The 14498-nt window shown below is 63.8% G+C and carries 13 protein-coding genes; 7 read left to right on the top strand and 6 right to left on the bottom strand.

From position 1 onward, the window contains the following. Positions 1-75 precede the first annotated feature (75 nt). Positions 76-1281, top strand: a complete 1206-nt coding sequence (locus HG250_RS03390) for a type III PLP-dependent enzyme (protein WP_170002785.1) — start codon at positions 76-78, stop codon at positions 1279-1281. A 59-nt stretch (positions 1282-1340) separates the two neighbouring features. Here the strand turns inward: HG250_RS03390 and HG250_RS03385 are convergent, their stop codons facing one another. From HG250_RS03385 to murI, 3 genes are all read right to left on the bottom strand, one after another. Further along, positions 1341-2033: a nitroreductase family protein gene (locus HG250_RS03385; protein WP_170002783.1), complete on the bottom strand. Its 693-nt coding sequence runs from the start codon at positions 2031-2033 to the stop codon at positions 1341-1343. Then, entirely contained in the window at positions 2030-3250 is a 1221-nt protein-coding gene (gene hemA, locus HG250_RS03380) for a 5-aminolevulinate synthase (protein ID WP_170002781.1), read from the bottom strand. The genes HG250_RS03385 and hemA overlap by 4 nt, the downstream gene beginning before the upstream one ends. A gap of 102 nt (positions 3251-3352) precedes the next feature. Continuing rightward, a complete protein-coding gene (gene murI, locus HG250_RS03375; protein ID WP_170002779.1) occupies positions 3353-4171 on the bottom strand; it encodes a glutamate racemase in 819 nt (272 codons plus the stop codon). Positions 4172-4304: 133 nt separating this feature from the next. Here murI and plsY point away from each other — a divergent pair, with 133 nt between their 5' ends. The 4 genes from plsY (at position 4305) to HG250_RS03355 (ending at position 8925) form a co-directional block, all read left to right on the top strand. Next, positions 4305-4889 (top strand): glycerol-3-phosphate 1-O-acyltransferase PlsY, encoded by a 585-nt coding sequence (plsY, locus tag HG250_RS03370; protein WP_170002777.1) that lies wholly within the window; start codon positions 4305-4307, stop codon positions 4887-4889. Next, the gene (dprA, locus tag HG250_RS03365) at positions 4879-6000 is read left to right on the top strand and encodes a DNA-processing protein DprA (RefSeq protein WP_338103849.1); all 1122 of its coding nucleotides are present in this window, start codon (positions 4879-4881) and stop codon (positions 5998-6000) included. The genes plsY and dprA overlap by 11 nt, the downstream gene beginning before the upstream one ends. Before the next feature lie 127 nt (positions 6001-6127). Continuing rightward, on the top strand, positions 6128-8743 hold the full coding sequence (gene topA, locus HG250_RS03360; protein WP_170002775.1) for a type I DNA topoisomerase: 2616 nt from the start codon (positions 6128-6130) through the stop codon (positions 8741-8743). Continuing rightward, positions 8743-8925, top strand: a complete 183-nt coding sequence (locus tag HG250_RS03355) for a hypothetical protein (protein WP_170002773.1) — start codon at positions 8743-8745, stop codon at positions 8923-8925. Before topA ends, HG250_RS03355 begins: the two co-directional genes overlap by 1 nt. Before the next feature lie 12 nt (positions 8926-8937). Here HG250_RS03355 and era read toward each other — a convergent pair whose 3' ends face one another. Genes era through lepB form a run of 3 tightly spaced genes read right to left on the bottom strand, consistent with a single transcriptional unit; the run spans position 8938 to position 11347 of the window. After that, positions 8938-9843: a GTPase Era gene (gene era, locus HG250_RS03350; protein WP_170002771.1), complete on the bottom strand. Its 906-nt coding sequence runs from the start codon at positions 9841-9843 to the stop codon at positions 8938-8940. Beyond that, a complete protein-coding gene (rnc, locus tag HG250_RS03345; RefSeq protein ID WP_170002769.1) occupies positions 9840-10505 on the bottom strand; it encodes a ribonuclease III in 666 nt (221 codons plus the stop codon). The genes era and rnc overlap by 4 nt, the downstream gene beginning before the upstream one ends. Further along, positions 10502-11347, bottom strand: coding sequence for a signal peptidase I (lepB, locus tag HG250_RS03340; RefSeq protein WP_338103848.1), 846 nt, complete (start codon positions 11345-11347; stop codon positions 10502-10504). The genes rnc and lepB overlap by 4 nt, the downstream gene beginning before the upstream one ends. Positions 11348-11471: 124 nt before the next feature. Here lepB and pgi point away from each other — a divergent pair, with 124 nt between their 5' ends. Together pgi and gor are read left to right on the top strand one after the other, a co-directional pair. After that, a complete protein-coding gene (pgi, locus tag HG250_RS03335) occupies positions 11472-13040 on the top strand; it encodes a glucose-6-phosphate isomerase (RefSeq protein ID WP_170002767.1) in 1569 nt (522 codons plus the stop codon). Positions 13041-13139: 99 nt separating this feature from the next. Next, complete coding sequence (gene gor, locus HG250_RS03330) at positions 13140-14486, top strand: glutathione-disulfide reductase (protein ID WP_170003028.1); 1347 nt, start codon at positions 13140-13142, stop codon at positions 14484-14486. Positions 14487-14498 lie beyond the last annotated feature (12 nt).

The following is a 14498-nucleotide window of genomic DNA, read 5'->3' as shown; positions in this document are numbered from 1 at the left end:
CAAGCCCCGCTTCAGGGGGGACTTCCCGACCGCAAGGCAGCGTCACCATATCGAACCGTTTGGGGGTCCCTTGAATTGCACCAATTTCCTGACGCCAAGGCTGTAGTCCGGGCCCTTGCGCCCGACGAACCGGTCATCCTCAACCGTCCGCAGGCAGCAGCCCGGGCGGCGCGTTTCTTCACGTCCAACTTTCCCGGCAAGTCGCTCTACGCGGTGAAGGCGAACCCGTCGCCGGATCTGCTGCAGATCTTGTGGGACAACGGCGTGACGCATTACGACGTGGCGTCCATTGCCGAGGTGCGGCTGGTGCGAGCCACCTTGCCGAAGGCCACCTTGTGCTTCATGCATCCGGTAAAGACGGCCCGCGCGATTGCCGAAGCCTATCACACGCACGGCGTCCGCACCTTCAGCCTCGACACGATCGAGGAACTGGAGAAGATCGTGTTGGCGTGCTGCGATGAAGCCGGCAATCCGGCGGAAGATTTGTCGCTCTGTGTTCGCCTGCGCGTATCCAGCGAATTCAGCGAATTGTCGCTCGCGTCGAAATTCGGCGTCGATCTTGCCGATGCGGCACCGCTGCTGCAGGCCACGCGCCAGCATTGCGACGCGCTCGGCATCTGCTTCCACGTCGGCAGTCAGGCCATGACGCCCTTCGCCTATGTACAGGCGCTGGAGCGGGTGCGCGCCGCCATCGTCGACGCTTCCGTTACCGTGGACATCATCGATGTCGGCGGCGGCTTCCCGTCGTCCTATCCCGGCATGGAGCCGCCGCCGCTGGAGGATTATTTCGACGTGATCTTCCGCGCCAGCGAATCGCTGCCGATTTCCTATTCCAGCGAATTGTGGTGCGAGCCGGGCCGGGCGCTCTGCGCGGAATATAGTTCGCTGATCGTCAAGGTCGAAAAGCGGCGCGGGGACGAGCTTTACATCAATGACGGTGCCTATGGCGCACTCTACGACGCGGCGCATGTCGAATGGCGTTTCCCCGTAAACGCGCTCGAGGACGATCTGATCGAAGGCACAGCCGAATTCTCGTTCTACGGCCCGACCTGCGACGATGCGGATTTCATGAAGGGGCCGTTCATGCTCCCGTCCGACATCCAGGCGGGCGATTATATCGAGATCGGGATGCTGGGTGCCTATGGCGCGGCCATGAAAACCGCGTTCAACGGGTTCGGGGCAGCGGAAGCCTTCGAAGTGGCCGATGAACCGATGGAGAGCCTGTATCGCGGTGACCGGGTGGACCCGCGCAGCAGCGACAATGTGGTGAGTTTGCGTTAAGGCGCGATCGAAACGGCGGCGGGCTGCTCATGCGCCCGCGGCCGTTTCATGCCTGTAGTCTAGTCGGGAAAGCCGACGAAGCTTGCCGCTGCATCCAGCGGCTTGCGGTTGGACACCACGGCATTTGCCGGAAAATCCTCGTCCGGCCAGCCCATCGCGACGCAGATCATGATGACCTGATCGTCGGGAATATTCGCTTCGCGCCGCACGACGGGCGACTGCATGATGCCCTGGCTATTGATGACGCAGCCAAGGCCGCGCGACCACGCGGCATTGACCAGCGCATTGGTAACGGCGCCGCAATCGAAGGGCGCGACATCGCTGCCCAGCAGATCGCGGTCGTAAGTGACGACGATGGAAACCGGCGCATCGAACTGGCGAAATCCGCGCAGCACCCAGTCCTGCCGTGCTTCCTTGTCTTCGCGGGCGATGCCCATGGCACCGAACAATTGCTTGGCGACCTCGACCTGCCGTGTGCGGTGATCGCCGGACTGCTTGCCATGGGTGCGGAATTCACGGCTGTCGGGCGTACCGGCCAGGATGCCTTCCGTATTGCCTCGCCTGATCCGGTCCAGCGGCTCACCGCTGACCACGGTGAAGTTCCAGCATTGATTGTTGAAAGAGGACGGCGCGCGCATGGCAAGTGCCAGCACTTCCTCGATCAGTTCGCGCGGCACCGGCTTATCCAGAAAACCCCGGATGGACCGACGGCCTTCGACGACGGCATCGAAACTGGGTGCCGCGTGGTTCATGCGGCCCGGCGCAGGTCCATTTCGAGCCTGTCCCAGATCTCCACCAGCGCACCCGTCAGTTCCGTCATCATCGCCTCGTCATGCGCGGGGCCGGGCGTGAATCGCAGGCGCTCCGTCCCGCGCGGCACGGTCGGGAAATTGATCGGCTGCACATAGACGCCATATTCCGCCAGCAGAATGTCGCTGATCTTCTTGGCACGGACAGGGTCGCCTACCATCAGCGGGACGATATGCGTCGTCGAATCCATGACCGGCAGCCCGGCTTCGCGCAATTTGGCCTTCAGCATCGCTGCATTCGCCTGCTGGGCATCGCGTTCGGCGCTCGAAGATTTCAGATGCCGCACAGAGGCAAGGACGCCTGCCACCAGCACGGGGCTGAGCGATGTCGTGAAGATGAAGCCGGGAGCATAGGAACGGATGACGTCCACGATGCGGCTGTCGGCGGCGATATAGCCGCCCATGACGCCGAACGCCTTGCCCAGCGTGCCTTCGATAATGTCGATGCGGTGCGCCGCTTCGTCCCTTTCGGAGATGCCGCCTCCGCGCTTCCCATACATGCCCACGGCGTGCACTTCGTCGATATAGGTCAGTGCATTGTATTTTTCGGCAAGGTCGCAGATGGCATGGATCGGCGCGACGTCGCCATCCATTGAATACACGCTTTCGAACGCGATCACCTTGGGCGTATCGATATCTTCTGCTGCCAGCAGGCGTTCCAGATCGGCGAGATCGTTGTGCCGCCACACGCGCTTGACGCAGCCCGAATTGCGGATGCCTGCGATCATGCTGGCGTGGTTCAGTTCATCGGAGAAGATCACGCAGCCGGGCAGCAGCTTCGCCAGGGTCGAGAGAGTCGCGTCGTTCGACACATAGCCGCTGGTGAACAGCAAGGCGCTCTGCTTGCCATGCAGATCGGCCAGTTCGCGTTCGAGCTGCACATGGAAATGCGTGTTGCCGCCGATGTTGCGAGTGCCGCCGGAACCTGCACCCACATCGTGCAGCGCTTCTTCCATCGCGGCGATCACCTTGGGGTGCTGCCCCATGGCGAGATAGTCGTTCGAGCACCAGACGGTGATCGGCTTCGGCCCGTTGTGCCCATGAAAGCAACGGGCATTTGGGTAGGCACCCTTGTTGCGCAAGATGTCGATGAATACCCGGTACCGCCCTTCGGCATGGAGCCGGACTATCGCCTGGTCGAAAATCTGGTCGTAGTTCAACGGATATTCCGTGCGTTGCGCCGGACGCCCCCGGCAGCGAATAGCCAGGTTCTAAGCCCGAAATCGCGTAAATGCCACCGCGATCTTTGCGAATGATTCGCGTTAAAGCGCGGTCAAGTCTTCGATGCCGTAAGCGGCAAACGCTTCGGCAAGCCGCTCAAGTTCATCGAGCGGCCCGCTGGTCACCGCGAGGCCCGGGCCGCTGCGGGCGAATTGCTGGTCGCGGGTGAGATCTGCTATCCGCCGCGCGATGCCAGATGCTCCGTCGATAAAGCGAACTCCGGCGCCGAATGCGTCTGCAAGATCGGTGGCAACCAGCGGAAAATGCGTGCAGGCAAGGACGACCGTGTCGATCCTGTCCCCGCCCGGCATCGCGCGCAGCCCTTCCGCAGCGCGGCGGAATACGTCCCTTTCGACAGGAATGCCGCGCAACCGGCTTTCCGCCGCCGCGACCAGTTCGGGCGCCGCGTGTCGCAGCAGCAGCTTGTCCGGCGCGAAAGCCGCCTCCAGTTCGTCGACATAGGCCTGCCGGATCGTCGCCGCCGTGCCCAGCAGGCCGATCACCCCGCTGCGGGTAAGGGCGGCGGCGGGTCTTATGGCCGGCACCGTTCCGACGATCGGCGTGTTCAGAACCTCGCGCACCATGCCGAGCGCGATGGTCGACGCCGTATTGCAGGCGATGCAGATCAGGCGCGGGGCGAACCGTTCCGCCATGCGTCCGAGCAGGCCGGACACGCGGGCGGCGATCTCGGCTTCGCTTTTTTCTCCATAGGGCAGACCGGCCAGATCGGCGGCATAGATGATGGGCGCATCGGGCAGCAGGGCGCGCAGTTCGGCCAGCACCGACAACCCGCCGACACCGGAATCGAACAGCAGGATTGGTGCGTCGGGTCTGACTGCGCGCGCGCTCGTCCGGTTCACGTGGCCTCCCTGATGTCCCCGGGCTGCGCTCACCCATTCCCGCGCTTGCCGACGCGCTGCCTTTTACCTACCAAGCGGCAAAAGAAAAGGCGTGGCCGCATGGCGCGCCTTGCTGACGGGGGTTTGTCGAGCCATGGAAATCCTGCTCGCCGCATTGCTGGGCTACGCTCTGGGGTCCATCCCCTTCGGCCTGCTGCTGACAAGGGCCGCGGGCAAGGGCGATGTGCGAAAGATCGGCTCCGGCAACATCGGTGCCACCAATGTCCTGCGCACCGGGAACAAGGGGCTGGCGGCGGCCACCCTGCTGCTCGATCTTGCCAAGGGTTTCGCGCCGGTTTTTGCCGCCTGGGCAATCTGGGACGATCCATTCGCAGCCGGTTTCGCCGCAATCGGCGCGGTGCTGGGGCACTGTTTTCCGATCTGGCTGAAATTCCGCGGCGGAAAGGGCGTGGCGACCTGTGCCGGCGTGTGCTTCGGCCTCGCCTTGCCGATCGGGCTAGCCTATGCGCTTGCCTGGATCGGGATGCTGCTGATCTGGCGGATATCCTCGCTGGCCGGGATGGTGGCAGCCATTGCCGCGCCGGTCATCGCGTTTCTGACGGGCTGGATCGTCTTCGTGCCGTTTCTCATCATAATCGCTTTGCTCATCCTCTATCTGCACCGCGCCAATATCGCCCGCCTGCTAGCCGGCGAGGAGCCACGCATCGGTGCCCGCTGAGACGGCGATCAAGGACGAGCACCGGCTGACACAGGAGGAAGCGTTTGCCCGCATCCGCCTGTTGCGTTCACCGAATGTGGGGCCGGTCAGCTACCGCCAGTTGCTGGCGCGCTTCGGCGATGCACGGCGGGCGCTGGAGGGTTTGCCGGAGCTGGATCGCTCCGGCAAGCGAAGCTATCGGGCGGCTCCTTCCGGGAAGATAGAGGATGAGATCGCCGCGGCCAGACAGGCCGGGGCGCGCTACCTTTTTCATGATTCACCCGGCTATCCGGAACTCCTGGCGCAGATTTCGGGCGCGCCGCCGATCCTGCTGTATCGCGGCGATATCGGATTGGCCGCGCGGCCCTGCATCGCCATTGTCGGCGCGCGCAACGCATCCGCAGCGGCGGTGCGGCTGGCGCGAACTTTCGCAGGGGAACTGGCAGCAGGCGGGCTGGCGGTGGTATCCGGCCTTGCACGCGGCATCGACGGTGCGGCACATGAAGGGGCATTGCCGGCCACCATCGGGGTGATCGCCAGCGGCATCGACATCGCCTATCCGCCGCAGCACGAGGCCCTGCAGGAACGCGTGGCGACAGAAGGTCTGCTGCTGGCGGAACAGCCGCCGGGTACGCAGCCGCGCGGCAGTCATTTTCCCAGTCGCAACCGGATCATCGCCGGGCTGGCGCAGGGAACGCTGGTGGTCGAAGCCGCGCCGAAATCCGGTTCGCTTATCACCGCGCGGCTTGCGGGCGAGGCCGGGCGCGAGGTCATGGCCATTCCCGGCAGCCCGCTCGATGCGCGGTCGCAAGGGTGCAATCTGCTGATCCGCGAAGGCGCGGTGCTGGTGCAATCGGCGGCCGATGTGGTCGAACTCGTGACCGGCTTCGGCGGCAACCCGCGTTCGTCGCTGCGCGAAGCCGCGCCTGAACCTTATGCCTATGAGGATGAACTGGCCGATGCCGAACCCGCCGATGTCGAACAATTGCTGACCAATGCGCCGGTCGCGGTGGATGAACTCATCCGCCAGTCGGGCAGCGGGGCGGCGTCGGTGCAACTGGCACTGCTCGAACTGGAACTGGCCGGCAGGCTCGAACGCGGGGCGGGCGGCAAGGTGCGGCTGGCGGGATGAACCGGCGCCCTCCTTGCCTGACGTGAGAAAACACGGTTGACGCGCCGCGCCTTGCGGAACCACCCTCGCGCGTACACATGAAAGGGCCCGCCATTCGGGCCGCACCGTCAAGGATCGCTTTAACTCTATGCAACTCGTCATCGTCGAATCGCCTGCCAAGGCGAAAACCATCGAGAAATATCTCGGCAAGGATTTCAAGGTCCTGGCCAGCTACGGCCATGTCCGCGACCTGCCGCCCAAGGATGGTTCGGTGCGGCCCGACGAGGATTTCGCGATGGATTGGGAGACCTATCGCGACAAGACGGCGAGGGTGAAGGAAATCACCGACGCCGCGAAGAAGGCGACGCGCCTGATCCTGGCCACCGACCCCGACCGCGAGGGGGAGGCGATTTCATGGCATGTGCGCGAATTGCTACAGAAGAAGAAGGCGCTGCCCGCCGATGTCGAGCGCGTCACCTTCAATGCGATCACGAAGCAGGCCGTGACCGATGCGATGAAGAAGCCCCGCGATCTGGATGGCGATCTGATCGACGCCTATCTTGCCCGCCGCGCGCTGGATTATTTGTTCGGTTTCACCCTCTCGCCCATCCTGTGGCGCAAGCTGCCGGGCGCGAAGAGCGCGGGGCGGGTGCAGTCGGTGGCGTTGCGGATCATCGTCGACCGCGAGCGTGAGATCGAGGCATTCAAGCCGCAGGAATATTGGTCGGTCACCGCGCAGATGGAGCAGGACGGCACTGCTTTCGATGCCCGGCTGGTGCGCTATGACGGCAAGAAGCTGGAGAAGCTGACCATCGGCGAGGAAGGCACCGCGCTTGCCGCCAAGGCCGCGGTCGAACAGGCGCTGTTCACGATCGAGGAGATCGAGACCAGGCCGCTGAAACGGCACCCCTCGCCGCCGTTCACGACATCGACCCTGCAACAGGAAGCCGCGCGCAAGCTGGGCTATTCCGCCAGCCACACCATGCGCCTGGCGCAGAATCTGTATGAAGCGGGCGCCATCACCTACATGCGGACGGACGGCGTGCAGATGGATGGCAGCGCGATTTCCGCCTGTCGCAAGGCCGTGGCCGATCGCTATGACGGGCATTATCTGCCCGAGAAACCGCGCCATTATTCGACCAAGGCCAAGAATGCGCAGGAAGCGCATGAGGCGATCCGCCCGACCGATTTCACCAGGGACCGCGCCGGATCGGGCGACGAGGCGAAGCTCTACTCGTTGATCTTCAAACGCGCGATGGCGAGCCAGATGGCTGCCGCCAATCTCGAACGCACGACCGTGACCATGCGCGACAAGGCAGGCCTGCACGAATTGCGCGCGACGGGACAGGTGGTGAAGTTCCCGGGCTTCCTGGCGGTTTACGAGGAAGGCCGCGACACGAAGGACGATGACGACGAAAGCGGCTTGCTGCCGCAGATGGCGAAGGGTGACAGCCCGGCCAAGAAGCAGGTCGAGGCCAACCAGCATTTCACCCAGCCTCCGCCGCGCTTTTCCGAAGCCAGCCTGGTCAAACGGCTGGAGGAACTCGGCATCGGGCGGCCCTCCACTTACGCATCGACCATCCAGACCTTGCGCGATCGCGATTACGTGCGGATGGAAAAGAACCGCTTCTTCGCCGAGGAAAGCGGACGATTGCTGACCTCGTTCCTTGAACGGTTCTTCGAACGCTACGTCGCCTATGATTTCACGGCCGGGATGGAGGACGAACTCGACGAGGTGTCCGGCGGGCGCGAGGCTTACAAGCATCTGCTCACCCAGTTCTGGCGCGACTTCAAGCCGAAGACGGACGAGGTGATGGAGCAGCAGCCTTCGGAAGTGACGAAGGTGCTGGACGAATATCTGTCCGACTACCTGTTCCCGCCGAAAGCCGACGGCACGGACCCGCGCCTGTGTCCGAAATGCGAGGTCGGGCAACTGGCGCTGCGGGGCGGAAAATATGGCGCCTTCGTCGCCTGCTCGAACTATCCTGACTGCAAGTTCACCCGCCGATTCGCCCAGCCGGGCGCCGATGGCGAGGATGCGGCGGAAGACCAGACGATGGGCGTCGATCCGGAAACCGATCTGCCGGTGGAGCGCAAGACGGGCCGCTTCGGCCCCTATGTGCAACTGGGCGAGGGCAAGGAGGCCAAGCGGGCCTCCATCCCCAAGGATCTCGACGATTTCGACCTCGAATGGGCGCTGAAACTGCTCAGCCTGCCGCGTATCGTCGGCGACCATCCCGAAACCGGCAAGCCGATCGAGGCGGCGATCGGACGCTACGGGCCTTACCTCCGCCATGACGGCAAATATGCGAAGCTGGCAGGCACGCGCGACGTGTTCGAAACCGGCATGAACGCGGCGGTGTCGCTGCTGGCGGAAGCGGCCAATCGCAAGGGCGGCGCGCGCCAGAAGGCGGAACCGATCAAGGAGCTTGGCAAGCATCCCACCAGCGAAGGCGAGATGAAGGTGATGCCGGGGCGCTACGGCCCCTATGTCACGGACGGCACGACCAATGCGACGATCCCGAAGGATATCAAGCCCGAGGATCTGACCGAAGAACAGGCGATCGGCCTGATCGACGCCCGGGTGGCGAAGGGGCCGGTCAAGAAGAAGCGCAAGGCACCCGCCAAGAAGAAATCGCCCGCGAAGAAGGCGGCAACGAAGAACGCTGCGGCCAAAAAATCACCGGCAAAGAAAACCGCCGCCAAAAAGCCGGCCGCCAGAAAAGCGCCCGCGAAGAAGCCAGCCGAAGCGGAGGCGGAGTGATGGCTGCCGACAAGTTCGAGAGGCACAAGCAGCCCTGGAACGGCGAGGAGGCGGGCAAATTGCGCCTGCTCGCCGGCAAGGGTCAGGGGCTTAAACAGATCGCCAAGGCGCTGGGGCGCAGCGAGGAGTCGACAAAGGACTTCGCTAAGAAGAACAAGATCGCAATCGCCAAGAAGCGCTAGCGGAACCTCGCCTTACTTACCCCAGTCGAGGCCGATCTCCTCGAAGATCTCCTTGTCGTCGGCCCAGCGTTCGTCCACCTTCACATGCAGGAACAGGTGGACCTTGCGGCCGAGCAGCTCGCTCAGCTCCTTGCGAGCAGCCTCGCCGATGGCCTTGATGCGCTGCCCGCCCTTGCCGAGCACGATGGGGCGCTGGCTTTCGCGGGCGATGACGATCTGCTGCCTGATCTCGACGCTGCCATCACGCTTTTCGGTGTAGCTTTCGGGCCGCACCGCGCTGTCATAGGGCAGCTCCTCGTGCAATTGCTGGTAAAGCTGTTCGCGGGTGATCTCCGCCGCCAGCAGGCGTTCGCTCGCATCTGAAACCTGGTCTTCGGGATAATGCCACGGCCCCGGCGGCATTTCTCCCGCCAGATGCTGCTTCAGGCCCGCGACTCCGTCGCCGGTCTTGGCGGAAATGAAGAATATCTCGTCGAAATCGGCCTTGCCGCCGAGATCCTGCGCGAGCGCGAGCAGCGGCTCCTTCACCGCGATATCCACCTTGTTCAGCGCCAGCAGCTTGCGTTCGGGGCGGTCCTTCAGGGCGGTGAGGAGCGGCTCCAGCTCGTGCCGGCGCTGCTTTACAGGGTCCACCACCAGCAGGATGGCGTCGGCCTCGCTCGTGCCTTCCCAGGCGGCGCTGACCATCGCCCGATCGAGACGGCGTTTGGGCGCGAAGATCCCCGGCGTGTCCACCAGGATCATCTGCACCGGGCCATCGAGCGCGATGCCCATCAGCCGGGCGCGGGTAGTCTGCGCCTTGGCGCTGGTGATGGCGACTTTCTGGCCGACCAGCTGGTTCACCAGCGTCGATTTGCCGGCATTCGGCGCGCCGATCACCGCGACTACGCCGCAATAGGACTGCTTCTGCTCGTTCATCCGTAACGCTCCATGAATTTCTTTGCCGCGGCGGTTTCCGCCTCCTGCTTGCTGGATGCGGTGGCCTGCGCCGCGCCCACATTGGGAACGCTGACCCTGACCGTAAACCTCGAGGAATGATCGGGGCCGGATTTGTCGACCACCTCGTAATCCGGCATCCTGCGCCGGTTGCCCGCGGCCCATTCCTGCAAGGCGGATTTCGGATGCTTGGCGATCCCGGCCTTGCCCTCGACTTCCACCGCCCAGATGGTGCGGACCCATTCCCGTGTCGCTTCGAAGCCGCGTTCGACGAAACTTGCCCCCAGCAGGGCTTCCATGACGTCTCCCAGGATATTGTCGCTGTCGGCGCCGCCATCGTCGCGGGCCTGCTTGCCCATGCGGACATGTTCGGGGAGGCCGATGCGCCGCGCCACGCGGGCGCAGGTGGCACGGCTGACCAGCGCATTCAGGCGCTGCGAAAGCGTGCCTTCAGAGCCGGTATTGCGCTGATAGAGCCAGTCCGCAATCGCGATGCCCAGCACCCTGTCGCCCAGAAACTCCAGCCGTTCGTAATCGGGTTCGTCGGTGCCATAGCTGCCGTGCGTAAGCGCCTGTTTCCAGAGGTCGCGGTCCGCCGGTTCGATGCCGAATTGTGCCAGCCACTGCACGGTTTCGGTTTTCATATGAGATCGCCGATCCGGCTCCAGCGGGCGGCGGAGAACCAGGTCCAGGGCAGCAGCCATTCCGCCGATCCGTCGGTGGACCACATCAGAACGGTGGCCCGGCCGACCAGGTTGTCCAGCGGCACCATGCCGATGCCGCCGCCCGGCGCGGCAACGAAGCGGCTGTCCTGCGAATTGTCGCGATTGTCGCCCATGGCGAAGAAGTGGCCTTCGGGCACGATGACCGGTCCGAAATTATCGGCAGGCCCGGTGCCGAGGTCGATGATTTCGTAGGTGCGGCCATTCGGCAGCATTTCCGCAAATCGGATGTAGCGGCAGAAAAGTGCGCCTTCCACCCGCGCGACCTGTGCGGCGGGATGGCAATCCGTATTTGCCGAGATCGGCACCAGCAGATCGTCGAGGCGGCGGCGGGGCAGGGCCTCGCCGTTCAGATAGACTGTGCCGTCGCGCAGTTCGACCGTGTCGCCGGGAAGGGCGATGGCCCGCTTGATGTAATCGGTTCCATCGACCGGGTGCCGGAAGATCACGACATCGCCTGCCTCCGGATCGTCTGCGAAGATGCGCTCCGGGATCAGCGGTGCATTCAGCGGCAGCGAATTGCTGGTGTAGCCATACGACCATTTAGCGGCGAGCAGATAGTCGCCGTTCATCAGCCGGGGCAGCATGCTTTCGCTCGGGATGTTGAACGGCGAGAAGATGAAACTGCGGAAGATGATGACGATCAGCGCCAATTTCAGCACGAAGATAAGAAAGCTTTCCTCCTCCTTCGTCTTCTTTCCGTCGTGATCCGCGGGCGATTGCTCCGAAACGCGGTCCTGTGACGCGATGGCGGGTTCGCTCACGAAGGGTCGCCGGTCAGGAGGGTGAGGCGGCTGGGTTGCATCATCGGGACGGAGCCCTTTTCATCCTTCCAAATCATGGCCGCATTCCCTAGTCGCGGCAGGGCACGGTAGGAAAGGAAATTCGATGAGCGACCCGGCCCAATCCACGAAAGCGCAGGACATCATGGATCGGATCGCCGGGCGACAGGTTCGCACTCTGAAGGAACTGTTCGCGGATGATCCGGGCCGCGTCGAGGCGCTTGCCTCACGGATCGAATGGCCTGTCGGAGTGACCGACGAGGCTGGTCCCGATGCGCCCCGCGCCGGGATGTTGTGCGACTGGTCGAAAACCCATCTCGACACGGCGTTGCTGGGCGATTTCGAGGAACACGCCGAGGCGATGGGCTTTTCCGCGGCGCGCGAGGCGCTGTTCGCAGGCGAGATCGTCAATGTGACGGAAGGTCGTGCCGCCGAACACATAGCGCAGCGCGGCGTGGGCGATGAAGCGGCGGTCGAGGAAGCGGCGGCGCTCCGCCGCCGCATGAAATTGCTGGTCGAGGCGATCCATGAGGGTGCATTGGGCGAAATCCGTCATCTTATCCATATCGGCATCGGCGGCAGCGCGCTCGGGCCTGCACTGGCGGTGGATGCGCTCACCCGCGACCTCGCCCTCGTGGACGTGCATGTCGTGTCGAACATCGACGGGCTGGCGCTCGAAGCCGCCTTCGCTGCCTGCGATGCGGCCACGACCCTGATCGCCGTCGCCAGCAAGACTTTTACGACGATCGAAACCATGACCAATGCGGCCAGTGCGTTGAAATGGCTGGGCGACAATGGCGTTGCCGATCCGCAGGGGCGTGTCATCGCGCTGACCGCCTCGCCGGAAAAGGCCGTCGATTGGGGCGTCGACGAAACGCGGGTGCTGCCCTTTTCGCCGGCGGTCGGCGGGCGCTATTCGCTCTGGTCGTCGATCGGTTTTCCGCTGGCGCTGGCGGTGGGCTGGGATGAATTCGCACAGTTCCTCGGCGGCGCACGGGCGGTGGACGAACATTTTCGCGACGCGGAAGGGCGGGATAATCTGCCGCTGCGAGCCGCCTTCGCCGATCGCTATTATGCCGAAATCCGCAAGTGCCAGACGCGGGCGGTGTTCGCCTATGACGAACGGCTGGAGCTGTTTCCTGACTACCTGCAGCAGCTGGAGATGGAATCCAACGGCAAGCGGGTGACGGCCCAGGGGCATCCGGTGACCGGTCCCACCGCGCCGATCACCTGGGGCGGAGTGGGTACGGACGGCCAGCACGCAGTGTTTCAACTGCTGCATCAGGGTACGCATCTGGTGCCGGTGGATTTCATCGCCAGCATCGCGCCCGGCGACGATCTCGACCCGGCGCATCACCGCATCCTGCTGACCAATTGCTTCGCGCAAGGGGCGGCGCTGATGGCAGGCGCCAAGGGCAAGGATCCGGCGCGCCACTTCCCCGGCGACCGGCCGAGCGCCACCATCCTGTGCGACGACATCGATGCGGCGACGCTGGGCGCGCTGATCGCGTTTCACGAACACCGGACCTTCGCCAATGCCGTGTTGATGGGCATCAACCCTTTCGACCAGTTCGGGGTCGAACTGGGCAAGCGCATGGCCAACGAGATCGAGGCGGGCGAGGGCGATTTCGACGCCGGAACGCGCGGGCTGCTGAAGGCCGCCGGCTTGGACTGAATCGCTGGCCCGGGGCGGTTGCGGAACCGCGCTCCTGTTGGCATGCCGGCGCGGCTCGCCCATATGGACCGGGATCGCATGGGCGAACAGGAGTATTGCATGGCCGAATATGATTATGATCTCTTCACCATCGGCGCCGGATCGGGCGGGGTTCGCGCATCCCGCGTTTCCGCTGCGCATGGGGCGAAAGTGGCCGTGGCGGAGGAATATCGGGTCGGCGGCACCTGCGTCATCCGCGGCTGCGTTCCCAAGAAGATGCTCGTCTATGGGGCGCATTTCGCCGAGGATCTGGAGGATTGCCAGAAATTCGGCTGGACTGTCGAAAACCCCACCTTCGACTGGGTCAAGCTGCGCGACAATGTGCTCGGCGATGTCGACCGGCTGAACGGGCTGTACAAGGATACGCTGGAAAACCACGGCGTCGAGATCATCCACCAGCGCGCCCGCATCACCGGCGATCACGAGATCACGCTGGCGGATGGCACCGCTATTACGGCCAGGCACATCCTCATTGCCACCGGCGCCCGTCCTCATGTGCCGCAATGCCCGGGGAATGAATATGGCATCACCAGCAACGAAGCGTTTCACCTCGACAAATTGCCCGAACGCATCCTGATCGCAGGCGGCGGCTATATCGCCAATGAATTCGCCGGGATCTTTAATGAACTCGGCACCCATGTGACCATCGTCAACCGCAGCGACACCCTGCTGCGGCAGTATGATGAGCAGGTCCGCGACCGGCTGCTGCAGATATCGATGATGAAGGGTATCGATTTCAAGTTCCATGCCGAGTTCAAGGAGATCGAGAAGACCGACGCCGGCTGCCTTCGCGTTTCCATGACGAACCATGACGATATCGAGGTCGATTGCGTCATGTTCGCAACCGGCAGGGTTCCGAACACGGAAGGGCTCGGCCTTGAACAGGTTGGCGTGGAACTGGGGGATAAGGGCGAGGTCAAGGTCGACCGGTTCAGCAAGACCAGCGTCGATTACATCTACGCCGTGGGCGATGTGACCGACCGGATACAGCTCACCCCCGTCGCCATTCGCGAAGGCCAGGCCTTTGCCGACACCGTGTTCGGGAACGAGCCCACCTCGGTCAGTTACGACCACGTTCCCAGCGCCGTTTTCAGTCATCCGCCCATCGCTGCGGTCGGCATGACCGAAGGGGAGGCCCGCAACAGCCTGGGCACCGTCAAGGTCTATACCTCCGATTTCCGCCCGATGAAGAACGTGGTCGCCGGGCGGAACGAGCGCGGGCTCTACAAGCTGGTCTGCGATGGCGAGAATGGCCGTATCGTGGGCGTTCACATGATCGGCCCCGACGCGCCCGAGATCATGCAGGCCGCTGCCGTCGCGGTGAAGGCCGGACTGACCAAGCAGGATTTCGACAACACGGTCGCCATTCACCCGACGATGGCGGAAGAGCTGGTGCTGATGCGCTGAGCCACGCCGGCG

The organism is Pseudopontixanthobacter vadosimaris (assembly GCF_012979275.1).
Lineage (GTDB): Bacteria > Pseudomonadota > Alphaproteobacteria > Sphingomonadales > Sphingomonadaceae > Pseudopontixanthobacter > Pseudopontixanthobacter vadosimaris.
The sequence above is the reverse complement of the archived record's forward strand: the minus strand, read 5'-3'. Positions and strand labels throughout refer to the sequence as shown.